Consider the following 21,380-nt stretch of genomic DNA (forward strand, 5'->3'; position numbering starts at 1 on the left):
CCAAGGATGTCGCGTTCGGCGAGGTATCGCCACGCGCTCTGGATCCTGACCGTCCGAGACCTGCGTGTGCGCTACTCGACGAGCGCGCTCGGCTACGTGTGGTCCATCCTCGACCCCCTCGTCATGAGCGGGATCTACTGGTTCGTCTTCACGCAGGTGTTCCGGCGCGACGTCGGCGAGGAACCGTACATCGTGTTCCTCCTCGCCGCCCTGCTGCCGTGGATGTGGTTCACCGGATCGGTGTCCGACAGCACGCGCGCCTTCCTGCGCGAGGCGAAGCTCGTGCGTTCGACGACGATCCCCCGGACCATCTGGGTGAACCGGATCGTGCTGTCGAAGGGCATCGAGTTCCTCGCGGCGCTTCCGGTCCTCGCGGCGTTCGCGATCTTCAGCGGTGCCCAGGTGAACCTCGACATCGTGCTGTTCCCGCTCGCCATCGTCATCCAAGCCGTCCTGACCATCGGGCTCTGCCTGATCGTCGCTCCGCTCGTCGTGTTCTTCCGCGATCTCGAGCGAGCCGTCAAGCTCGTCCTGCGGTTCATGTTCTACGCGACGCCGATCATCTACAGCACGACGGCACTGCCCGACAAGATCGAGCCCTTCGCGGCGTTCAACCCGCTCAGCGGCATCTTCGCGCTGTACCGTTCCGCGTTCTTCCCACAGGAACTCAACTGGCACCTCGTGGGCGTGTCCGCCGCCATGTCGGCCGTCATCCTCGCGGTCGGTCTCCTCGTCTTCAAGCGCTGCGAGCGCTCCGTGCTGAAGGAGATCTGATGCCCACAAGCAACTCGACCGCAGGTCGGCCGGCGATCTCGGTCGCCGACGCAGGTATCCGGTTCCGGCGCAACCGTGGCGGTCGGCGGAGTTTCAAGGACCTCTTCGCCGGACGTGACCGCCGCTCGAAGCCGGGCGAGTTCTGGCCCCTGCGCCACGTCTCCTTCGATGTCGCCCCCGGCGAGGCGATCGGCGTGGTCGGTCGGAACGGTCAAGGCAAGTCGACGCTGCTCAAGCTCGTCGCCGGTGTCGTCCTCCCCGATGAGGGCACCGTGGGCGTCCGCGAGGGTGTCGCGCCGCTGATCGAGATCACCGGAGGCTTCGTCAACGATCTGACCGTGCGCGACAACGTGTACCTGACGGCCGGCCTCCACGGCATGTCGCGCCGCGAGATCGACGGACGGTTCGACGACATCATCGCGTTCGCCGAGATCGCGGACTTCATCGACACCCCGTACAAGCACCTCTCGAGCGGGATGAAGGTGCGCATCGCCTTCGCGGTGATCGCGCAGCTCGAAGAGCCGATCATCCTCGTCGACGAGGTCCTCGCCGTCGGCGACCGGGCGTTCCGCGAGAAGTGCTACCGGCGCATCGAGGAACTCCTCGAGGGCGGGCGGACCCTGTTCTTCGTCTCGCACAACGAGAAGGACCTCAGGCGGTTCTGCACGAGGGGCCTCTACCTCGACAAGGGTTCGCTCGTGCTCGACGCCCCGATCGACGACGTGCTCGACCGCTACAACGCCGACTACAACAGCTGAGGTTCGCCAGCAAGCGTCAGTCGACCCGCAGTGGGTCGACGTAGACTGGCCGCCCCGCCCACGAGGAGGTCGTCATGACCGGACCGCAGCAGGGACCCGTTCCGGGTCCCGCCCAGTTCCCCACCACCGCAGCACAGCAGCCCATGTTGCCCGAGCCGGGATGGGTGCGGGCGCTCGACCGGTTGCTGTGGGTCCAGCGACCGGTGGTCGTGGCGCACATCCGCTCGATCCGGCGGATGTACCCGAACGCGACGGCCGACCAGCTCATCCGCGTCCTGGAACGCCGGTACCTCACGACGGTGACGACGACGGGAGCCGCCGTCGGTGCGACCGCTGTGGTCCCGGCGATCGGGACGGCGACGACCCTGGCGCTCTCCGGTGTCGAGACGGCGGGTTTCCTCGAGGCGACCGCCCTGTTCGCCCAGTCGGTCACCGAGGTCCACGGCATCGCCCTGGCGGATCCGATGCGATCCCGCGCGCTCGTCATGACCATGATGCTCGGCAAGGCCGGAACCGACCTCCTGCGCAACTTCGGTTCCCAGGCGGCCGGCAAGGGAGTCCCACGGCAGGCGTTCTGGGGCCAGACGATCACCCAGGGCCTGCCGTCGATGATCGTGGGCCCCGTCGCCGACCAGTTGCGGGTGCGCTTCGTGAAGCACTTCGCGGCGAGCGGCAGCGCCGGCGTCATCGGCAAGGCGCTCCCCTTCGGCGTCGGAGCGGCCGTCGGCGGTATCGGCAACCACATGCTCGGCCGACAGGTCGTCCGTGCCGCCCGCCAGGCGTTCGGACCGGCGCCCTTCGTCGTCCCGCTCGACCTCGAACCACGGATGCGGGCCGTCTCCGGCCGGTCCGGCATCGGGAAGATCCGCGACCAGGTGTTCCGACGCCGGAAGCACCTGGCCATCGAGTCGGGCGGCGAGACCGCCGGCGGCGAGCCGATGGGCGGAGACGGGCCCGAGCAGCGTCCCTGACCGACCGCGGCGCGCTCGGCGTCACCGCCGACGGGGCCGCTCCGGATGCGGCATCCCTCCAGGTCCATCGCGTACCGTCGGAGGGTGAGACTTCCCTTCCTGCGCCGTCCCCAGAAGCCCTTCCCGGAAGGCCGCCACTTCGCCGTGACCTGGGGTCTGTCCGACGACTTCGGCGGCATGACGGAAGCGATGCTGCAGCGCTCGCGCGCGTTCATCCGTTTGGCCGACACCCCGGTCGACGTCCTCACCTTCGACCACCGCGCGGACTACCCCGAGTTGGAGGCACGGCTGCGCGCACGCGGAGACCTGATCGACGGACTCCGCGTCGTCAACCTCTGGGACTGGCTCCGCGACAACCCGCTGCCGGGTGGGTCACTCGACCTGGCGCGCCACGGGTTCACCCCGCTCCCCCTCGACGAGGTCGGCAGCGAACGACGCCGCGGTGACGCCGTCCTCAGCCGCGAGCGACACGACGACTCGGGTCAGATCCTGCAGGTGGACGTCTACCGAGCCGACGGCACCCTGCTCCTGTCCGACCGCCGCGACACGCGTGAACGGGGCGTGAAGGGCGGCCGCTCGGTCGTCCTCTGCGACGAGCAGGGTCGTCCAGTCCGCTCCTGGGGGCGCATCTGGTCGCTGTACCGCGCCTGGTTCGACGCAATCACCGCAGGCGGGCCGGCCTGGATGATCGTCGACAGCAAGACCATCGCCCCGTTCGTCCTGAGCTACCGGAAGCGTAACGTCGTCACCGCGCATGTCGTGCACGCCTCGCACCTCCAGGGCACGGAACGACCACACGGTCGGCTGCGGGAGTCGCGGCGAGCGGTGTTCGAGGCGCTCGACGACTTCGACCTCGTCGCGCTCCTGAGCGATCGACAGCTCGCGGACGTGACGACCATGCTCGGCGAGCACGCCTCGCTCAGTGTCATCCCGAACTCGCGCGAACTCGTCGCCCCGGAGGTCGCACGTGCGCCTCGACCGCGCAGCCGCGGGATGTTCCTCGGGTCGCTCACGGCTCGGAAGCGGCCGGCAAACGCGATCCGCGCCGTCCTCGCCACCACCTCAGTGGATGGGCCTCCCCCGACGCTCGACGTCTACGGCGGCGGGGAACTGCTCGAGGAGCTGCAGACGCTCCTCGCCGTCGAGGACCCGGAGCACCGGGTCGTCCTCCACGGCTACGACCGCTCCGCCCGGCAGCAGCTCGGCTCCGGTTCGTTCCTCGTCATGACCTCGACCTCGGAGGGCTTCCCGCTCGTGCTCATCGAGGCGATGGCAGCCGGGTGTCTTCCCATCGTGGTCGACGTCCCCTACGGGCCGGCCGACATCGTCCGCGACGGTTGGAACGGGTTCCTCGTGCCGTCCGCGGAGCCGGCCGTCGTGTCGGCAGCCATCGAGCGTCTGCTCGCCCTCCCTCAAGCCGAGGTCGACGCGCTGCGTCGCCACGCCAGAACGACCGCGGAGCAGTACGACGACGAAGCCGTCACCCGTCGGTGGGCTCAGGAGTTGCACTCGGCCGCTCGCCGGAAGAAGCGGAACGCGCTCGTCCCTCGCGTCGGCTGAGCATCCGGGAGCGCACCGCCGCGACCCCCATCTGCACCCCTCGGCCGACGCGGCGCGCCAGGCCATGGGACGGACGCTCGACGAGCTGGAAGAACCCGGCGGCGATCAGCAGGCTGAGTGGCACGCCCACGATGCCGACCAGCCACCAACGCTCGTCGCCGAACATGAAGGCGAGCGTGGCCAGGATCGGGGCATGCACGAGGTACAGGCTGAACGACACCTTGCCGAGCCAGAGGACGGGCGGGGTCTCGAGGAGCCGCCGGGCGAACGGGCTTCCGATGGCGACGACGATGAGGCCGGCCGCGCCCACGCCCGACAGGCCCCAGAGCGCCTGACCCAGCGTGGAGGAGGACTCGACGTATGGTCGGGAGAGCCAGCTCGCGACGAGCAGGAGCGCGGACCCGCCCGTGAGCAACGCCCACTGCAGCGGGCGGGACCGGTCCGCAGCCCAGGCGCGGAGGTCGTCGAGCCTGACGGCGATCAGCGTACCGATGAAGAAGGCCGGCAGGTACACGGCGGCGTCCATCCCGGCGACCCGCCCGAGCACCATGACCACGGCCATCACTGCGGCGACCGGCCACGCCCAGCGACGCAGCAGCCGAGCGAGCAGGACGGCGAACGGGAGGAGGAGCGTGAAGATCAGCTCCCAGCGCAGCGACCACAGGGTGTTCACCAGGTCATAGCTCACCGGCGTCAGGGTGGCCTCCGTCAGGAGGTGCAGCGGGTCGACGCTCGTCGCGTTCGCGTTCGCGATCCACTCGCCCGTGGTCACCGAGGCGGGATCCCTCGGGATCAGCAGGATGAGTGCGGCGGCGAACAGCAGTGAGCCCCAGACGGGGAGGTAGAGGCGTACGAATCGGGCGGCGAAGAACCCTGGCCAGCTCGCACCGCCTCGCAACAGCGGAAGCGCGACGACGAGACCGCTCAGGACGAAGAACACCTGCACCGCCTCGGTGCCGGCGAAGAGCAGCTTGAGCGGCGTCTCGGTCGCGATGTCCCAGGCGGGCTCCGAGATCCGGCCCGTCGCGAAGGGTCGGGCGAGTAACGACACGTGGTAGAGCACCACGACGACGCTGGCGACGCCACGGACTCCGTCGAGGGAGGCCAGTCGCCCGGAGGACGGATTCACCTGCCCGACCCTACGCGGTTCTCCTGGGCGCGGACTCAACGGCTCAGGGCGCGTCAGGCGCGTCCTCTGTCGTCGTCATCCTCGTCTTCGTCGTCCTCATGCTCGTCGAGCTCCGGCCGGCCGTCGGCGTGCGCGAGGGCGAACCGTTCCCATTCCGACATCAGATGTTCGATGGCGCTGTGGAACCTCGCCGTCGTCACCCCGGGCGTCGTGTCGCCGAAGTAGTACTGGACCCAGTGCTGCAGTCGAGCGACCGTCTCGGGATCACCGAGGAGCCGGTCGACCCCGTCGACGATGTCCGCTGCGTCCGATGCATCGAGCCACTCGCACGCCGAGAGGTACCCTCCGGTGTCGATCTCCGCCTCCGGGTTCACCGGGCGGGTGATCATGAGCGGCTTCCCGCTCGCGAGGCGGTCGTAGACCATCGCGGAGATGTCGACGATCGCCGCGTCCGCAGCCGCCAGCTGCCAGCCGAGGTCGGCACCCGTGTCGACGACGTGCTGGGCCGAGGCGTCCGCACGGTTCGCCTCCTGGAGCGCGGCCATGATCTCGCGGTTCGCAGTCGCGTAGGCCGGATCGATGACACCGCTCCTCGGGTGCGGGCGGTACACGACGCGGTGCCGCCCGGTCGCGATGAGTGCTCGGACGAGGGCGACGCCGTGGCTCGCGATCGAGCCGTACGCCGCAGCCGCGCGGTCGCCCTCCCAGGTGGGCGCGTACAGGACGACGGTCCGCTCATCGGGCGTGTAGGGCAGCTCGCCCGAATAGTGGTCGGCCTGCGGGCGGCCGATCATGATCGCACGCTTGTCGAAGTCGTAGTCCCAGAGCACCCGCTCCAGCCGGTTCCTCGCCGCCTGGCCGGCGATGAGACTGTAGTCGTAGGCCTTGAACTGGTTCGTCGTCATGTACATCTTGTCGCTCTCGCCATGGTTGACGAAGACGTGCCAGCGGGAGCCGTAGCGGAACATCTGGAAGTTCTTCGCGTTCTGGTTGACGTACAGCACGACGCGGATGTCCTGTTCGGCCAGTGTGCGCTCGAGGGCGACGACCGTCCGGACGTAGGCCGTCGGGATCGGCGACTCCTCGAACAGCTTCGCCGCAGCCGTCGCACCGCGGCTGAGGATGAGGACGGGCCACTGCTTGGACAGTTCGGCGAGCGGCCGGTACCACTGTCGGATCTGGTACATGTTGACGGCACCGTCTGCGAAGTACACGGCCACCTTGTAGCGCCCCGGCTCGATCACGGGAGCCGCCTGCATCTGCGCCGCGAGGACGGCTCTGGCCCGACGGTTGGCGAGCAGGTCCTTGGCGAGGGTGATGGCACGACGACCGTCTCTGATCAGTCCCATGTCAGCTCCAGCATCCGTCAAGCGTAACGACGCCAGGTCACGGTGGGATCACGACGGGTGTCCGCAGCTCAGATGACCGGAGGTCGCCCTGCGCGCGTCATCCGCCAGACCGTCCGCCAACGCAGTGGGCGACGTTCGCCGGGGTCCGTGCGCCAGCCCTCACGCCAGCCGCCGAACCAGGGGCGGAGGGCGTCCGGCTTCCGCCACCACCGGATCACCTGGATCGCGGTCCAGGAACCCACGTACAGCGGGATGAGCGGCACCGGGAGGTTTCGGCGTGCGAGCCAGACCCGGTTCCGAGCGTTGAGCCGGTAGTAGGCGGTGTGCCTCGTCGGTTCGGTCACCGGGTGGTTCGCTTCGAGGGACGCCTCGTACCAGGCTCGCCTCCCCTGGTCCCAGACCCGCCAGGCGAGCTCGATGCCCTCATGCGCGTAGAAGAACGGGTCGGCCCATCCGCCGACGGCGTCGAACACCGGCCGCGGCAGCAGGACTGCCGCTTCGAGGCAGGAGAACACGGCGCTCGAATGCCCCGGGTCCTTGTCGCGGGTGCGCGGCACCCAGCGGGACGGCGTCGCTGCACCGTCCGCGTCGGCGAGCCGGGGCTGGATGAGGCCGATGGAGCGGTCCGCGTCGAGCATCGCGATGGCGTCGCGGAGGAACGTGGTGGACGGGATGGTGGCGTCGTCGTCGAGGAAGAACACGAACTCCCCCTGCACGGCGTCGGCACCACGGTTGCGGCCGGCCGGGATCCCGAGGTTCTCCGACAGGGCCAGGCCTCGAGCGCCGTCCGGAAGTCCGGTCGGCTGCCAGCCGTTGCCGACCACGACCACGTCGAGCTCCACCGCTTGCTGGGCGAGCACGCTCTCCACGGCTGCGGTGAGCTCGACCGGGCGGCTCCCCTGCGTCAGGACCACGACGCCGACGGAGCGCGTGACCGGGATCGGGCCGGACATCACGCGTGGAGCCGCTTCGACGAGACGATCGCGATGAAATGCCCGACGAGCGTCAGGAACGCGAGCGGCACGAGGATCGCGAGCACCCAGCGCATCGCCTCCACGTCGCCGACGAACAGGCCGACCACGGACGCGGCGAAGATCACCATGGTCAGTTCGACCGAGTGGAACAGCCGGTGGAACGGCAGGAACCGCGCCACCGTCCGCGCCGTCGCGAGCAGTCCCCCGCGCGGCGCCGACTCCTCGGTCGAGTACGTGAGCTTCGGCGCCCCGAACCCGGCTCGGGCGACCCGCACCATGTCGTTCAGCGCCTTGTTGAGCACGACGAACAGTGCAAGTGCGAATCCGAGGGTGATCCAGACGAGGTCCTCGGGCGCATCGACCGGCCACGCGGCGGCACGGATGCCGAGCGCGATCGCGATGAGCGACTCCGTGGAGTAGTGGCCGACGGAGTCCAGGAACGCACCAGCCGGACTCGACGTCCGCCGCCAGCGCGCGACCTCACCGTCGCAGCAGTCGACGAGCATCTGCGTCTGGCCGAGCACGAGTGCGAGAGCCGCGCCTCCGAACCCGGGGATGAGCAGCGCGGCGGCCGTCGCCCAGCCGGTCAGGATCATCAGACCCGTCACGCCGTTCGCGCTGATGCTCGTCCGGAGCAGCAACCAGGTGACGTACGGCGACAGGTCTCGCAGGTAGAGGTCGGCGGTCCAGTGCTCGGCGTTCTTCCGCGCGCGGACCTCCGGCGGTTGCGCCACGGCACGGAGTTCGGCGATCGTCCGCGGGGGCGTGAGCCTCGGCCCGCTTCCGGCCGTACTGGGATCCGACATCTAGACCGCCTTCGGTGGATTGCGCAGCGCGGAGATGCCCTTCGCGAGCGAGCCGTAGCCGAGCACGAACCCCGTGCCCCAGCAGAAGTGGATGCACGGCAGGACGGCGAGCATCCAGAGGCTCGTCCGCACCCCGTCCCGCCCGGTGACGACGATGCTCGCGAGCAGCACGATGGCCGCGTAGGCGATGGGGGCCGCGAACCCGAGCAGCAGCCACGGCGTCGCTCCCGCACCCAGCTGGACCAGGCCTCCGAGCCCGAGCAGCGTGCCGAGCACGATGCCCAGCACCAGCACCGGCGGCGCGAAGTAACGGAGCGTGCCGCGGGTGGGGAAGCTCCGGCTGAGCTCGCCGCGCCAGAGTCCGGTGGAGAAGAACTGTCGCGCCAGGGCGCGCATGCTCGCACGCGGGCGGTAGACGACGCGCAACGCCGGCGTGAACCAGACGAGGCCGCCGGCCTGCTTGATCCGGCGGTTGAGCTCCCAGTCCTGTCCGCGTTTGATGCGCTCGTCGAACATGCCCACCCGCATGAGCATCTCGCGGTCGAAGACCCCGAGGTAGACCGTGTCGGCAGGCCCCTCGCGACCGCCGACGTGGTGGGGTGTGCCCCCGAGTCCGACGCGCGAGCCGTACGCCCGCGCCACCGCCGTCTCGAAGCTCGTACGCCCCTGGGCGTCCATGATCCCGCCGACGTTCTGCGCCCCCGTGCGGAGCATGGTCTCGACCGCGAGTCGCGCGTAGTCGTCGGGCAGCTCGGAATGGGCGTCGACCCGGATGACGATCGGATGCGTCGACGCGGCGATCGCCAGGTTGAGTCCGGCCGGGGTCGACCCGACGCGGTTCTCCAGCACATGGATGCGCGGGTCGGCCGCTTGGAGCTCTCGGACGAGCTCGGTCGTGCCGTCGATGCTCGGTCCGACGGCGATCGTGATCTCCACGTCGCCGGTGTAGTCCTGCGCCAGGAGGCTGTCGACGGCTGCCCGGACGTGTCGGACGTCGTTCAACACCGGCATCACGTAGGAGACTCCGGGCGACGACGGTGCGTCGGCCTGGCCTGTGTCGTTCGACATGGGGGTTCACTCCGTGTTTCGTTCGATCGAGCCTAGCAGCCGGTCGTCGGGGTGGCCCGGACGCGGAGGACGNGAGTTCGCCGAGCGTGACGTCGGCGGTCTGCGAGTCGTTGCCGCGGGTGAAGGTGAGCTTCGCCGTCGCCCCGGCCGCGAGCGCCCGCACCTGAGCGGTGAGGTCGTTCGCACCCGTGACCGGGACGCCGTTGAACTCGGTGACGATGTCCCCGGACTTCAGACCCGCGGCCTGCGCGGCGCCGTTGTCGGTGACCTTGTCGATGAGTGCGCCGGCGACCGTGCTCTTGGCGTCGCTCGAGGCGTCCTTTACGGTCGCGCCGAGCAGGCCGTGGGTCGCCTTGCCCGTCTTGATGATCTCGTCCGAGACGCGCTTGGCGATGTTCGCCGGGATGGCGAAGCCGACACCGATGCTGCCGCTCTGCGACGACGAGTCGGTGCTTCCGGCGCTCGCGATCGCGACGTTGACACCGATGAGCTTGCCGGTGCCGTCGACGAGCGCGCCACCCGAGTTGCCGGGATTGATCGCCGCGTCGGTCTGGATGACCGCGATGGAGATCGAGGAGGTCGGCGAGGTCGGGGTGGTCTGCCCCGGCACGTCGAAGTTCCACGGGCTCTGGTTGTCGCCGTTCGAGTCGCCGGACCCGCCGTCGTCGCTCGATCCGGAGTCCGGAACGGCGGAGGAGGCGACGGTGATGCTCCGGTTGAGGGCGCTGACGATGCCGTCCGTGACGGTTCCCGCCAGTCCGAGCGGCGCACCGATCGCGACGGCCGTCTCGCCGACGTTGAGCTTGTCGGAGTTCGCGAACTCCATCGGGCTGAGACCCGAGGCGTCCTCGAGCTTGATGACCGCCAGGTCGTAGATCGGGTCCGTGCCGACGATCTTGGCGTTGTACAGCTTGCCGTTCGCATCGGTGACGCGGATGGTCGGGTCGGCGACCTGGCCGTCCAGGGTCACCACGTGCGTGTTCGTCAGGACGTAACCGTCCTTGCTGAGGATGATCCCCGAGCCGGTACCGGCGCTCTGCCCGCCCTGGACCGAGAGGGTCACGACGCTCGGCCCGGCCGTCGCGGCGATGGCCGTGGTCAGGCTGACGTCGGCGTCGTCGTTGATGGTAAACGCCTTCGAGCCCGCCTCGTTGCTCGAGACGCTCGACTTCGTCGCGTTCGTGACCCAGAGCGTCGCCCCGGCGCCGGATGCTCCTCCGATGAGGGCGCCGACGGCGAGCATCGCGACCATGCCGGCCAGCGGGCGGTTGGTCTTCTTCGTCCGCGCTGCCGGTGGCGTCGGGACGCCAGGGTGCTGCCCGGTCGGCTGCTGGGCGTAGGGGGACGCTCCGTAGGGACCGTGCTGCTGACCGGGCTGCGGCTGAACCGTGGGCTGCTGACCGGTGGGCTGCTGGTACGCGGCGTACGGGTTCGGCTGCTGCTGACGGGAGAAGGCTGCGGACGGGTGCTGCGGCGCCTGCTGATACGGCGAGCCCTGCTGGGCCGCGCCGTAGGGCTGCTGCGTCGGCTGACCGGCGGGCGGTGCGGCCGGCGGCATCGCGGTCGGGGGCGGGAAGTACGCTCCTGAGGTCGACGGCCGTGCCTCGCCCGCGGGAGGCACTGTGCCGCCCGCCTGCTCAGCGGGTGCGGACTGCGGCGCGGTCTCACCGTTCGGGGTGGACTGGGGGTGTTCGGCGGGCTGCTGTCCGTCTGCGGTGTCGGTCATGGCGATTCTGCTCCTTCCAAGCGCAGTCAGCTTCCCGTGCTGAGCTGAGTGTTTCATTCGCGCCCGCTGTGCGCCGGCTAGGGCTTCGCCGCAAGGACCTGCGCACGGTGTCCTAGATTGGGAGCGGCCCGCGCCCGCGGCCACGGAGGGAGATCGACATGGTGGTTGACGGACCCTGGCGGCGCACTGCCGAAGGCGCCGGCCTCGTCGACGAGGACGGACACGTCTCGTCGACGATCTTCGCGGAGATGAGCGCGCTCGCGCTGCAGACCGGAGCCGTCAACCTCGGCCAGGGGTTCCCCGACGAGGATGGGCCCGAGGCGGTCCTCGCCGAGGCGGTCGCGGCCATCGAGCGCGGCGAGAACCAGTACCCACCCGGCCCGGGCACGCTCGACCTCCGCACCGCGATCAGCGAGCACCAGCGACGGTTCTACGGTCTCCAGCCCGACCCGCAGGGAGAGGTGCTCGTCACCGCCGGAGCGACCGAGGCGCTCGCCGCGACGCTGCTCGCCCTCGTCGAGCACGGCGACGAGGTCGTGACCTTCGAGCCGTTCTACGACGCGTACGGCGGACTCATCGCCCTCGCCGGCGGCCGGCACCGGACGGTCAAGCTGCGCGCACCCGACTTCCAGCCGGACCCGGACGAGCTCCGCGCCGCCGTCACCGACCGGACCAGGGTTATCCTGGTCAACACCCCGCACAACCCGACCGGCACCGTCCTCGACCGCGCGACGCTCGACCTGATCGCCGAGTTGGCGGAGCGCCACGATGCGATCATCGTGACCGACGAGGTCTACGAGCACCTGACCTTCGACGTCCGGCACGTCCCCATCGCGACCCTGCCGGGTGCCGCCGGACGCACACTCACGATCTCGTCCGGTGGCAAGACCTTCAGCACGACCGGCTGGAAGATCGGCTGGTTGAGCGGACCCCGCGAACTCGTCACGGCCGTCACGACGGTCAAGCAATACCTCAGCTACGTCAACGGCGCACCGTTCCAGCCGGCGATGGCGACCGGACTCCGACTGCCCGACGCCGCATTCACGGCCATCGCCGACGGCCTGCGCGGCAAACGGGACCTCCTGAGCGCGGGCCTCTCCGCCGCCGGTTTCGACACCTTCCGACCGGACGGTACCTACTTCATCGTGGCCGATGCGACCCCGTTGGGCTTCGACGATGCTGCAGCGTTCTGCCGGGCACTGCCCGAGCTCGCCGGTGTCGTGGCGGTGCCGATGTCGGCGTTCTGCCTCGACCGGCACGACCCGGACTACGCGTCACTGGTCCGGTTCGCGTTCTGCAAGCGCGTCGAGGTGCTGGAGCGGGCCGTCGACGGCCTCGCCCGACTCCGCGGCTGACGCCCTGATGCACAAGACGACGGGCACCGGATCGCTCCGGTGCCCGTCGTCTCATCGATCCGCTACTTGGTGAGCGAGTCCACGTACTCCTGGTTGTCGCTGATCCACTGCTTGACGACGGGCGCGTAGTCCTTCGAGTCACCCTCGTTGAACATCGCGTTCTCGAGCGAGAACAGTCGCTCCGAGTCGAAGTCGAAGTCCTTCAGCCACCCGGCGAGCGTCGGGTACTCGTCCGCGAAGTCGGCCTTGCCGAAGCTGTGGATGCCTTCGGCATCTCCGAGGGCGCCCTTCGGGTCCTCGAGGTCCTTGATCGGGAACGCGTCGTAGGCCCAGTGCGGACGCCACAGCGTGACGGCGATGTTCTCGCCGGCGTCGGTCGCGGCCTTCAGCTCCGAGAGCATGGCAGGAGTGCCCGAGGTCAGGAACTCCCAGTCGTCGAGGCCGTACTCGGGGATGACCTTGTCCTGGGTGGCCTCGGTCAGTCCGGCACCGGGGTCGATGCCGACGAGGCGGCTGTCGAAGAGGTCCGCGTTGGCCGCGAGGTCCTCGAGCGAGTCGACAGGGGCGTCCTCGTTGACGGCGATCGTGAGCTTGGCGTCGGTGTTCCAGGCGCCGAGGTCGACGACGTCGTCACCGAACTTCTCGATGTAGCTCGCGTGCGTGGTCGGCAGCCAGACGTCGAGCGTCAGGTCGTAGTCACCGGTGCTGAGGCCGGAGAACACCGGGGCGGGCTCCGCCTCCTCGAGGGTGACGTCGTAGCCCTGCTCCTCGAGCACGGCCTTCCACAGCTCGGAGGCCGCGATGCCCTCGTCCCAGCCGCTGAACACGGCGATGGTCACCGCCTGCTTGTCGCCGTTCTCGAGCGTCTCGTCCGAGGCGCCCGCGGAGCAGCCGGAGATGGCGAGCGTCGCCGCCGCCCCCGCTGCGATGGTGGTTGCGATCTTGGTGCGGTACTGCATGTTCGATGATTCCTTTCGTCCCGCGTGACGCGGGGATCGGTGTCGTCGGATGGAAAGCTGTGTGCCGGTGGGTCACCGCACGGCGGTCGGCGACTCGGCGGGGGTGCGCTGCTGCTGGCCTGAGGCGGTGCTGTCGGTCGTCGTGGTGCTCGCGGCCGGTGCCGGGCGGATCCCGCCGGGCGAGGACGGGGCAGCCTTCGTACGCTTCCCGCGCTGTTTGCGACCGCCACCGAGGGAAGCCGTGAGGCGGTCCAGGAAGATCGCCAGGATGACGACCGACAGGCCCGCTTCGGAGCCGAGCTGGATGTCGATCCGGGAGAGGCTCTTGACGACGTCGCCACCCAGCCCGCCGGCGCCGACCATTCCGGCGATGACGACCATGGAGAGCGAGAGCATGATGACCTGGTTGACTCCGGCCATGATGTTCGGCATCGCGAGCGGCAGCTGGATCTGACGGAGGATCCGCCACGAGGAAGCACCGAACGCGTTGCCGGCCTCGACGACCTCGCGGTCGACGTTGCGGATCCCGAGTTCCGTGAGACGGACGGCCGGGGCCAGTGCGAAGACGATCGTCGCGACGATGCCCGGGACGACGCCGATGCGGAACAGGATGAGCGCGGGGATGAGGTAGACGAACGCAGGAGTCGTCTGCATGAAGTCGAGCAACGGTCGGATCATCGACGACGCGACCTTCGAGCGGGCTGCCAGGATGCCGAGCGGGATCCCGATCACGATGGCGATGAGTCCGGCCACGAGCACGAGCGAGAGCGAGTCCATCGCGTTGTCCCACTGCTCGACGCCGACGATGATCAACAGCCCGACCGCAGAGCCGACGGCGAACACCGGGCCCCGTGCGACGAGGGCCAGCAGGGCGGCGACGATGATGATCACCCAGAACGGCGGACCGCTGAGCACGAGGTCGACGCCGTCGTACAGCCCCTGGAAGACGCTCCGGATGACGTCGAAGACGGGCTGGAAGACGTCGGTGATGAAGTCGACGAAGGCTTCGACCCACGCACCGATCTCGGGGCGGGTGATGGCGTCCAGGAACCCGGACGACTGGAGACGGATGCCGTTCATCGGACACTCCCTTCCGGCAGGCTCGCTGCCGGTTCGGCGGCGCTGGTCTCGATCGACGAGGTCACGTCGTCGGGGTGCTGCGGGTCCTCCGCGGTCGACCGCAGGGTCGCCGTGATGAGCTCGACGGGCACCGTCGCCGGCGGCCCGACGAGGCTGATCTCGTCCGTGTTGGTCGGGACGTTGCCGACTGCGGCGAGCAGGGTCACCCGCGGGACGACTCCGAGCAGGCGCGTCCGCTCGTCCACGACAGCGACGGGCAGGGCACTCTCGACGGCGGACTCGAAGAGGTCGACGAGCGCCGCCTCCGGCGAGACCGTGGCGAGGTCGGCGGTGATGACGCTGCCGAGCTCGTGGTCGCCCGCCCGGACGAGACGCAGCACGTCCTTGTCGCGGACGACGCCGAGGAGCTGCCGACCCGGACCGACCACGAAGGCGGTCGAGGTCTGCAGGTCGCGCATGATGCGCAGGGCAGCCCGGGGTCCGGCGGACGCGGAGACGACGGAGCGCGCGGGTTCCATCACGCCACCGGCGGTCAGGACGCGGGCGCGGTCGACGTCCTGGACGAACTGGGCGACGTAGTCGTTCGCCGGGTCGGTCAGGATGTCGTTCGGAGTGCCGACCTGGACGATCCGGCCGTCGCGCATGACGGCGATCCGGTCGCCGAGGAACATCGCCTCGTTGAGGTCGTGGGTGATGAACACGATGGTCTTGCCGAGCTCGGCCTGCAGCTCGACGAGCTGCTCCTGCATCTCGCGGCGGATGAGGGGATCGAGCGCGGAGAACGCCTCGTCCATGAGGAGGATGTCGGTGTCCGAGGCGAGTGCGCGGGCGAGGCCGACGCGCTGCTGCATCCCGCCTGAGAGCTGGCCCGGGAGCTTGTCCTCCCAGCCCGCGAGCCCGACGCGCTCGACGACCGCCTGGGCCCGCTCGCGTCGTTCAGCGGCCGGGACACCCTTCACCTCGAGTCCGTAGGCGGCGTTCTCGAGCACCGTGCGGTGCGGCAGCAGGGCGAAGTGCTGGAAGACCATCGAGATGTTGTCCTGTCGGACCGCACGCAGCTGCTTCGAGGACACCCCCGAGATCGGCTTCCCGGCGATGGTCACGGTGCCCGCCGTCGGCTCGAGCAGGCCGTTGAGCATCCGGATCAGCGTCGACTTGCCCGAGCCGGAGAGGCCCATCACGACGAAGATCTCACCCTGCTTCACCTCGAACGAGGCGTCGATGACGGCGGCGGTGGTCCCGCTGGCGGCGAGTTCGTCGCGCGAGGCACCGGCCTGCAGGCGTTTCACGGCTTCCTTCGGCTTCCTGCCGAAGACCTTGTACAGTCCCGTCGCGGAGACGGCAATCGTTTCGGTCATGTGTTCTCCTGGAAGCGCACGCGGAACCGCGGTGCGCTCTTCCTGTCGATCGTCAGGCCGGGTCGAACGGCTCTCGATCCGCCCCATCGGCGCACTGATGGACAGCGCGCGGGCTCGGATCACGTGGGGCGACAACGGCTACCGCGTGGCGTTCGACCGTACGTCCAGCACGCCGTCACGGGGCGACAGGGGGCGGGACGCGGTTACGTAGGTCAGCCCTTGCGGGCCGTCGACAACGCTAACGAAACTCACAGCTGCTGGCTAATCGACGATCCCCCAAAAGGCGGACATCGCGCACGGCCCCCATGGCAAAACCGAACATGGTCAGGGTTTTCCGCAGTACTCCTTCGTTATGCGTTCGTGACCTTCGCCCAGCTGATCCCCACGCGGATCACCCTCACTCCCCTACCGCGACACCGATGAAGGAGTGATCGAAGACCAGACTCGTGCGGGTCGAGGCGACCGTCGGATCGGCCGACAGGTGCTCGACGACGAAGTCGCGGATGTGGGCGCTGTCCCGCGCCGCGAGATGGATGACGAAGTCCTCGGAGCCGCCGAGGAAGAACACCTGCACGACCTCCGGGAGCTGTCGGATGCCGGCGCTGAACTCGGCGATACGGGCGCGAGCCCCCGCCCTGATGTTGACGCTGATGAGCGCCTCCAGACCGAGCCCGACCGCGACCGGATCGATACGCGCCGAGAACCCCGTGATCACGCCTCGATCGACGAGCGACCGCACCCGGGCGACGCACGTCGAGGGGGCGATGCCGACGAGCTCCGCCATGCGTGCGTTCGTCACGCGTGCGTTCTCCTGCAGGAGCCGCAGGAGTGCGTGATCGACGTCGTCGAGGTCCGCACGCCCGTGCAGATTGTTCGTCATCCTGCGCCCACTCTCGTTTTCAGCCGAATCATCATCGAATTCAGATGCGAATTCCGCAAAAGCTGCGGTGTTCATCCGGCTGAAACGCAGCAACCTCAGAATAGTCGCACACCGTCCACCGACGAGCGGGAGAGCCGAGCCTTGGCCCAGCCTGCGAGAGGAACCAGCCATGCGAATCGGCATCCCCACGGAGATCAAGAACAACGAGAACCGGGTCGCCGCGACACCCGGCGGCGTCCACGAACTCGTCCGACACGGCCATGAGGTCGTCGTCCAGGCGGGTGCCGGCCTCGGGTCCGGCAATCTCGACGAGGCGTATCGTGCCGCCGGCGCGACCATCGCCGCCGACGCGGCCGCCGTCTGGGCGGCGGGCGACCTCCTGCTCAAGGTGAAGGAGCCCGTCGCCGCCGAGTACGACTTCCTGCGAGCCGACCAGACGCTCTTCACCTACCTCCACCTCGCGGCGGACCGTCCGCTCACCGACGCCCTGCTCGCCTCTGGGACCACCGCGATCGCCTATGAGACCGTGCAGCTCCCCAACCGCTCTCTGCCGCTCCTGCAGCCGATGAGCGAGGTCGCAGGACGATTGTCCACCCAGGTCGGCGCCTACCACCTCATGCGCGCCACCGGTGGACGCGGGATCCTGCTGGGCGGCGTGCCCGGAACCCCCAAGGCGAAGGTCGTCGTCATCGGCGGCGGGGTCGCCGGCGAGCACGCCGCGGCCAACGCGCTCGGCATGCAGGCGGACGTCACGATCATCGACATCTCCATCCCTCGCCTGCGCGAGCTGGAGAACCGCTTCAGCGGGCAGATCCAGACCAGACCGTCATCGGCGTACGAGATCGCGGAGCAGCTCCGCGACGCCGACCTCGTCATCGGCTCGGTGCTCATCCCCGGGGCCCAGGCCCCGAAGCTCGTCACCGACGCCATGGTGGCGGACATGAAGCCCGGCTCGGTGCTCGTCGACATCGCGATCGACCAGGGTGGTTGTTTCGAGGGCTCCCGGCCGACGACGCACGACGACCCGACGTTCCGTGTCCACGACAGCCTCTACTATTGCGTGGCCAACATGCCCGGCGCCGTCCCGGAGACCTCGACGCGCGCGCTGACCAACGCCACCCTCCGGTACGCACTCGCCATCGCCGACCAGGGCACGGGAGCAGCAGTGGCGGCCGACGCAGCGCTCCGCGCGGGCGTCAACATCCACGCGGGTGCGATCACCAACGCCGGCGTGGCCGCGGCGTTCGGCCTCCCGGTTGCAGCGCTCGACTGACCCTCGAGCCCGGACCACCCACACCCGGTCACCGAGCCTGTCGAAGTGCCCCGACCCGACCGCCCTTCGACAAGCTCAGGGACCGAGTCGTGCCGGACCACACTTCCCCGGAAACGACGAAATCCCGGTCTCGAGGAGACCGGGATTTCATCTTTTCTGTTGCAGGGGCAGGATTTGAACCTACGACCTCTGGGTTATGAGCCCAGCGAGCTACCGAACTGCTCCACCCTGCGGCACAAGAGATAAACCTAGCATGCATTCTGAAGGCGTGCAAATCGCGTGCGGCTGAGCACCCCGATTCCGGCCGAATCCCTCCCCCTGGAACGCCGAACGGCGCCGCCCGTCAGGGCGACGCCGTTCGGATTGCAGGCTCGGAATCAGCCGTTCAGCAGAGCCAGCGCCTGCGCCAGTGCGTCGGAGATCTTCTTGTCCGCCACCCCGTAGGCAGCCCAGTCACCGCTCGCCATGGCCGCGTCCTTCTCGACCATCGCGGCCTTCGCCTGGTCGAGCAGCGTCTTGATCTGCGCATCCACCGTCGGGTCGCCCGTGCTCGGGGTCGAGCCCGTGTCGGTACCGCCGGTGTCCGTGCCGTCCGTCGGGGGCGTCGTGCTGTCTCCGGGGACGTTGGTGTCACCCGCATCCGCACCCGAGTCGCCGCCGAACAGGACGTCGAGCGCCTCGTCCAGCGTGTCTTCGAAGGCGATCTGGTCGCCGAAGGCGACGAGCACCTTCTGCAGGAGCGGGAAGCTCGTGTCACCGGTGGACTTCACGTAGACCGGCTGCACGTAGAGCAGACCTCCACCGACCGGCACGGTCAGCAGGTTGCCGTTCAGCACCTCGGTCTGGCCCTGCTTCAGGATGTTGATCTGGCTCGACACGCTCGGATCCGAGTCGAAGGTGTTCTGCACCTGGCCGGGGCCCGGCACGGTGTCGTCCTTCGGCAGGGTCAAGAGTCTGATCTTGCCGTAGTCGGAGCTCCGCTTGCCGTCCTCGGCGCCGGCGTTCGCATCGACCGCGAGGTAGCCCGTCAGCACGTTCCGCGACTGCTCACCGCCCTGACGCGGGATGAAGGTGGAGTACAGAGAGAAGGACGGCGCGTCCTGCTCGGGCAGCTGCATCGTCAGGTAGTACGGCGGCTGGTACTTCTTCTCCGTGTCGGTCGACTGCGGGTCGTTGGGGGTGACCCACGCGTCCTCGCTCGAGTAGAACGAACCGGCGTTGGTCACGTGGTACTGGCCGAGCACCGAACGCTGGACCTTGAAGAGGTCGGCCGGGTACCGGACGTGGCTCATCAGATCGCCGGACATGTCCGACATCGGCTTGACCGTCGACGGGAACACCTTCTGCCAGGTCTTGAGGATCGGATCCTGGTCGTCCCAGCTGTAGAGCGTCACCTTGCCGTCGTACGCGTTGACGGTCGCCTTCACCGAGTTCCGGATGTAGTTGACGTCGTCGAGCGCGTAGTTCTGCGCCGGCGTGACCGAGTCGGAGATCGTGTCGGACAGGCTCACGGTCTTCGAGTAGGGGTAACTGGCGCTCGTCGTGTAGCCGTCGACGATCCAGACGATCTGACCGTCCACCACGGACGGGTAGGGGTCGGAGTCGAGCGTCAGGTAGGGAGCGACCTTCTGGACCCGGGTGAGCGGGTCGCGGTCGTAGAGGATCTGCGACTGGCTGTTCACGGAGTCGGAGAGGAAGATCTGCTCCGACTGGAACTTGAGCGCGTAGACGAGCTTCTTGAAGACGTTGTCGAGCTTGGGCCCGCCATCGCCGTCGAAGGTCGTGTAGGTCTGCGACTCACCCTGGGTGCCCGACGGGTAGTCGAGCTCCACCGGGTCCGCGCCCTTGGGAGCGCCGACGATGGAGTAGTCGGGCGACTGCTCACCGAAGTACACGCGCGGTTCGAAGTCGCCGAGCGCGCCGGTGGTGGGGATGCCCGACTCGAGGAAGACCGGCTCACCGGAGGCCGAGCGCTGGTTGCCGTACGCGGCGACCAGACCGTACCCGTGGGTGTACACGACGGTGTTGTTGATCCACGACTGCGAGTTGTCGAGGCCGGCGACGTTCAGCTCGCGGACCGCGACGACGGCGTCCTGCGTCTTGCCGTCGATGTTGTAGCGGTCGACGTCGAGCTGCTTGTCGAAGGAGTAGAACTGCTTGAACTGCTCGAGCTGCGCGACCGAGGCGCTCACGAGCGACGGGTCGATGATCCGGATGTTCGCCGTGGTCTCGGCGTCCTGACGGAGTGCTCCGGGGGTCGCGTCGGTGGTGGCCGCGTACTCCTCCTCCTCGACGTCGGCGATCCCGTAGGCGTCGCGGGTCATGTCGATGTTCCGCTTGATGTACGGCGTCTCGAGGCTCTTCGCGTTCGGCTCCACCTGGAAACGCTGGACGATCCACGGGTAGAGGCTGCCGACGATGAGGGACGCGACGATGAGCAGCGCGGTACCGATGAGCGGCAGACGCCAGCGGCCGGTGAACGCGGTGACGACGAACAGGACGGCGACCATGAGCGCGATCCCGGCGAGGATGACCCGACCGGGGATGGTGGCGGCGACGTCGGTGTACGAGGCGCCGGTGATGAGCGTGCCGGTGTCGTTGAGGGTCGTGTACTGGTCGAGCCAGAGGCTGACGGCCTGCAGGATCAGGTACAGCGCGGCGAGCACCGAGATCTGTACGCGGGCCGCCATGGAGATCCAGACCTCACGGCTGACCACCCGGATGCCTCCGTAGAGGTAGGTGACGACGGCGGTGGCGATCAGGGCGATCAGCACGACCGCCGAGGAGAAGGCGACCACGGCCTGGAAGAACGGCAGGTCGAAGAGGTAGAAGGACACGTCGAGGTTGAACTGCGGGTCCTTGGTGCCGGACGGGGTGCCGTTCATCCACAGCAGCACCAGCTGCCAGCGCGAAGCCGCGGCGACACCGCCGAAGAGGCCGAAGAGCGCCGGGATGCCGTAGGTCGCGAGTCGGCGGAGCGGCTCGACCACCTGCTGGTAGCGGTCGACCTGCGAGCTGAGCTTCGCGTAGACCGGACGGGTCCGGTAGGCGATCTCGATGGCGAGCCAGACGGGCAGGGCCATGCCCACGAACCCGACGAGGAACATCGCGATCGCCGCGATCCACTGCGTGGTCAGGACCTCGGTGAAGCCGAGCTGTTGGAACCACAGCAGGTCGGCGTAGAACCCCGAGAACACGAAGAACCCGATCAGGAGCGCGGCGATGATCGCCACCGTGATCGCGATCGGGGCGCGTCGGCGCTGAGTGGACAGGGGCTTCTCTGCTGCTGCGGATGTCACGTGTGGCCTCTTCAGATAGGGGTCGTCCCACCCATCCTAAAGCGGCCGGGCTGGGAGAGCG

At 68.8% G+C, this 21,380-nt stretch carries 16 protein-coding genes, 1 tRNA gene and 1 pseudogene; 6 read left to right on the forward strand and 12 right to left on the reverse strand.

Going from position 1 to position 21,380, the window contains the following annotated elements; translation table 11 throughout:
* Positions 1–6 precede the first annotated feature (6 nt).
* The 4 genes from IFU11_RS03675 (at position 7) to IFU11_RS20700 (ending at position 4,063) form a co-directional block, all read left to right on the forward strand.
* Entirely contained in the window at positions 7–774 is a 768-nt protein-coding gene (locus IFU11_RS03675) for an ABC transporter permease (RefSeq protein ID WP_085510553.1), read from the forward strand.
* Positions 774–1,532: an ABC transporter ATP-binding protein gene (locus IFU11_RS03680; protein WP_137241935.1), complete on the forward strand. Its 759-nt coding sequence runs from the start codon at positions 774–776 to the stop codon at positions 1,530–1,532. Before IFU11_RS03675 ends, IFU11_RS03680 begins: the two co-directional genes overlap by 1 nt.
* A gap of 74 nt (positions 1,533–1,606) precedes the next feature.
* The gene (locus tag IFU11_RS03685) at positions 1,607–2,503 is read left to right on the forward strand and encodes a hypothetical protein (protein WP_192018181.1); all 897 of its coding nucleotides are present in this window, start codon (positions 1,607–1,609) and stop codon (positions 2,501–2,503) included.
* An 84-nt stretch (positions 2,504–2,587) separates the two neighbouring features.
* The gene (locus IFU11_RS20700; protein ID WP_192018182.1) at positions 2,588–4,063 is read left to right on the forward strand and encodes a glycosyltransferase; all 1,476 of its coding nucleotides are present in this window, start codon (positions 2,588–2,590) and stop codon (positions 4,061–4,063) included.
* On the opposite strand, the gene IFU11_RS03695 is transcribed toward IFU11_RS20700, so the two are convergent.
* The 6 genes and pseudogenes from IFU11_RS03695 to IFU11_RS03720 all read right to left on the reverse strand — a co-directional run.
* A complete protein-coding gene (locus IFU11_RS03695) occupies positions 3,984–5,192 on the reverse strand; it encodes an acyltransferase family protein (protein ID WP_192018183.1) in 1,209 nt (402 codons plus the stop codon). The two genes, IFU11_RS20700 and IFU11_RS03695, sit on opposite strands and share 80 nt — an antisense overlap.
* Before the next feature lie 53 nt (positions 5,193–5,245).
* Positions 5,246–6,541 (reverse strand): CDP-glycerol glycerophosphotransferase family protein, encoded by a 1,296-nt coding sequence (locus tag IFU11_RS03700; protein ID WP_192018184.1) that lies wholly within the window; start codon positions 6,539–6,541, stop codon positions 5,246–5,248.
* A gap of 68 nt (positions 6,542–6,609) precedes the next feature.
* Complete coding sequence (locus tag IFU11_RS03705) at positions 6,610–7,494, reverse strand: glycosyltransferase family 2 protein (protein WP_086473635.1); 885 nt, start codon at positions 7,492–7,494, stop codon at positions 6,610–6,612.
* Positions 7,494–8,321: a CDP-alcohol phosphatidyltransferase family protein gene (locus tag IFU11_RS03710; protein WP_086473636.1), complete on the reverse strand. Its 828-nt coding sequence runs from the start codon at positions 8,319–8,321 to the stop codon at positions 7,494–7,496. The genes IFU11_RS03705 and IFU11_RS03710 overlap by 1 nt, the downstream gene beginning before the upstream one ends.
* A complete protein-coding gene (locus tag IFU11_RS03715; RefSeq protein WP_191940805.1) occupies positions 8,322–9,389 on the reverse strand; it encodes a glycosyltransferase family 2 protein in 1,068 nt (355 codons plus the stop codon).
* 73 nt (positions 9,390–9,462) lie between these two features.
* A pseudogene (locus IFU11_RS03720) lies at positions 9,463–11,172 on the reverse strand (trypsin-like peptidase domain-containing protein); the annotation flags it as partial.
* 101 nt (positions 11,173–11,273) lie between these two features.
* On the opposite strand from IFU11_RS03720, the gene IFU11_RS03725 reads away from it, so the two are divergent.
* A complete protein-coding gene (locus tag IFU11_RS03725) occupies positions 11,274–12,470 on the forward strand; it encodes an aminotransferase class I/II-fold pyridoxal phosphate-dependent enzyme (RefSeq protein ID WP_192018185.1) in 1,197 nt (398 codons plus the stop codon).
* A 62-nt stretch (positions 12,471–12,532) separates the two neighbouring features.
* Here the strand turns inward: IFU11_RS03725 and IFU11_RS03730 are convergent, their stop codons facing one another.
* The 4 genes from IFU11_RS03730 to IFU11_RS03745 all read right to left on the reverse strand — a co-directional run bounded on the left by IFU11_RS03730 (position 12,533) and on the right by IFU11_RS03745 (position 16,747).
* On the reverse strand, positions 12,533–13,429 hold the full coding sequence (locus IFU11_RS03730) for a glycine betaine ABC transporter substrate-binding protein (RefSeq protein WP_079705563.1): 897 nt from the start codon (positions 13,427–13,429) through the stop codon (positions 12,533–12,535).
* A 72-nt stretch (positions 13,430–13,501) separates the two neighbouring features.
* The gene (locus tag IFU11_RS03735; RefSeq protein ID WP_192018186.1) at positions 13,502–14,509 is read right to left on the reverse strand and encodes an ABC transporter permease; all 1,008 of its coding nucleotides are present in this window, start codon (positions 14,507–14,509) and stop codon (positions 13,502–13,504) included.
* Positions 14,506–15,867 carry a quaternary amine ABC transporter ATP-binding protein gene (locus IFU11_RS03740; protein ID WP_192018187.1) on the reverse strand — a complete coding sequence of 454 codons (1,362 nt, stop codon included), beginning with the start codon at positions 15,865–15,867 and terminating at the stop codon, positions 14,506–14,508. The genes IFU11_RS03735 and IFU11_RS03740 overlap by 4 nt, the downstream gene beginning before the upstream one ends.
* Positions 15,868–16,264: 397 nt before the next feature.
* The gene (locus IFU11_RS03745; RefSeq protein ID WP_192018188.1) at positions 16,265–16,747 is read right to left on the reverse strand and encodes an Lrp/AsnC family transcriptional regulator; all 483 of its coding nucleotides are present in this window, start codon (positions 16,745–16,747) and stop codon (positions 16,265–16,267) included.
* Positions 16,748–16,916: 169 nt separating this feature from the next.
* Here IFU11_RS03745 and ald point away from each other — a divergent pair, with 169 nt between their 5' ends.
* On the forward strand, positions 16,917–18,020 hold the full coding sequence (ald, locus tag IFU11_RS03750) for an alanine dehydrogenase (protein ID WP_192018189.1): 1,104 nt from the start codon (positions 16,917–16,919) through the stop codon (positions 18,018–18,020).
* Positions 18,021–18,179: 159 nt separating this feature from the next.
* Here ald and IFU11_RS03755 read toward each other — a convergent pair.
* Positions 18,180–18,253 (reverse strand) — tRNA-Met (locus IFU11_RS03755).
* A 144-nt stretch (positions 18,254–18,397) separates the two neighbouring features.
* A complete protein-coding gene (locus IFU11_RS03760; RefSeq protein WP_192018190.1) occupies positions 18,398–21,319 on the reverse strand; it encodes a UPF0182 family membrane protein in 2,922 nt (973 codons plus the stop codon).
* Positions 21,320–21,380: the final 61 nt, after the last annotated feature.

Source organism: Plantibacter sp. CFBP 8804, assembly GCF_014841225.1.
In the GTDB taxonomy this organism is placed as follows: Bacteria; Actinomycetota; Actinomycetes; order Actinomycetales; family Microbacteriaceae; genus Plantibacter; species Plantibacter auratus.

Bases quoted from the DNA above. Each gene is read 5' to 3' on its own strand.
- IFU11_RS03680 (WP_137241935.1), top strand. From the start codon at position 774: ATGCCCACAAGCAACTCGACCGCAGGTCGGCCGGCGATCTCGGTCGCC.
- IFU11_RS03710 (WP_086473636.1), bottom strand. From the start codon at position 8,321: ATGTCGGATCCCAGTACGGCCGGAAGCGGGCCGAGGCTCACGCCCCCG.
- IFU11_RS03675 (WP_085510553.1), top strand. From the start codon at position 7: ATGTCGCGTTCGGCGAGGTATCGCCACGCGCTCTGGATCCTGACCGTC.
- IFU11_RS03685 (WP_192018181.1), top strand. From the start codon at position 1,607: ATGACCGGACCGCAGCAGGGACCCGTTCCGGGTCCCGCCCAGTTCCCC.
- IFU11_RS03740 (WP_192018187.1), bottom strand. From the start codon at position 15,867: ATGACCGAAACGATTGCCGTCTCCGCGACGGGACTGTACAAGGTCTTC.
- IFU11_RS03735 (WP_192018186.1), bottom strand. From the start codon at position 14,509: ATGAACGGCATCCGTCTCCAGTCGTCCGGGTTCCTGGACGCCATCACC.
- IFU11_RS03730 (WP_079705563.1), bottom strand. From the start codon at position 13,429: ATGCAGTACCGCACCAAGATCGCAACCACCATCGCAGCGGGGGCGGCG.
- IFU11_RS03715 (WP_191940805.1), bottom strand. From the start codon at position 9,389: ATGTCGAACGACACAGGCCAGGCCGACGCACCGTCGTCGCCCGGAGTC.
- IFU11_RS03725 (WP_192018185.1), top strand. From the start codon at position 11,274: ATGGTGGTTGACGGACCCTGGCGGCGCACTGCCGAAGGCGCCGGCCTC.
- ald (WP_192018189.1), top strand. From the start codon at position 16,917: ATGCGAATCGGCATCCCCACGGAGATCAAGAACAACGAGAACCGGGTC.
- IFU11_RS03700 (WP_192018184.1), bottom strand. From the start codon at position 6,541: ATGGGACTGATCAGAGACGGTCGTCGTGCCATCACCCTCGCCAAGGAC.
- IFU11_RS03705 (WP_086473635.1), bottom strand. From the start codon at position 7,494: ATGTCCGGCCCGATCCCGGTCACGCGCTCCGTCGGCGTCGTGGTCCTG.
- IFU11_RS03745 (WP_192018188.1), bottom strand. From the start codon at position 16,747: ATGACGAACAATCTGCACGGGCGTGCGGACCTCGACGACGTCGATCAC.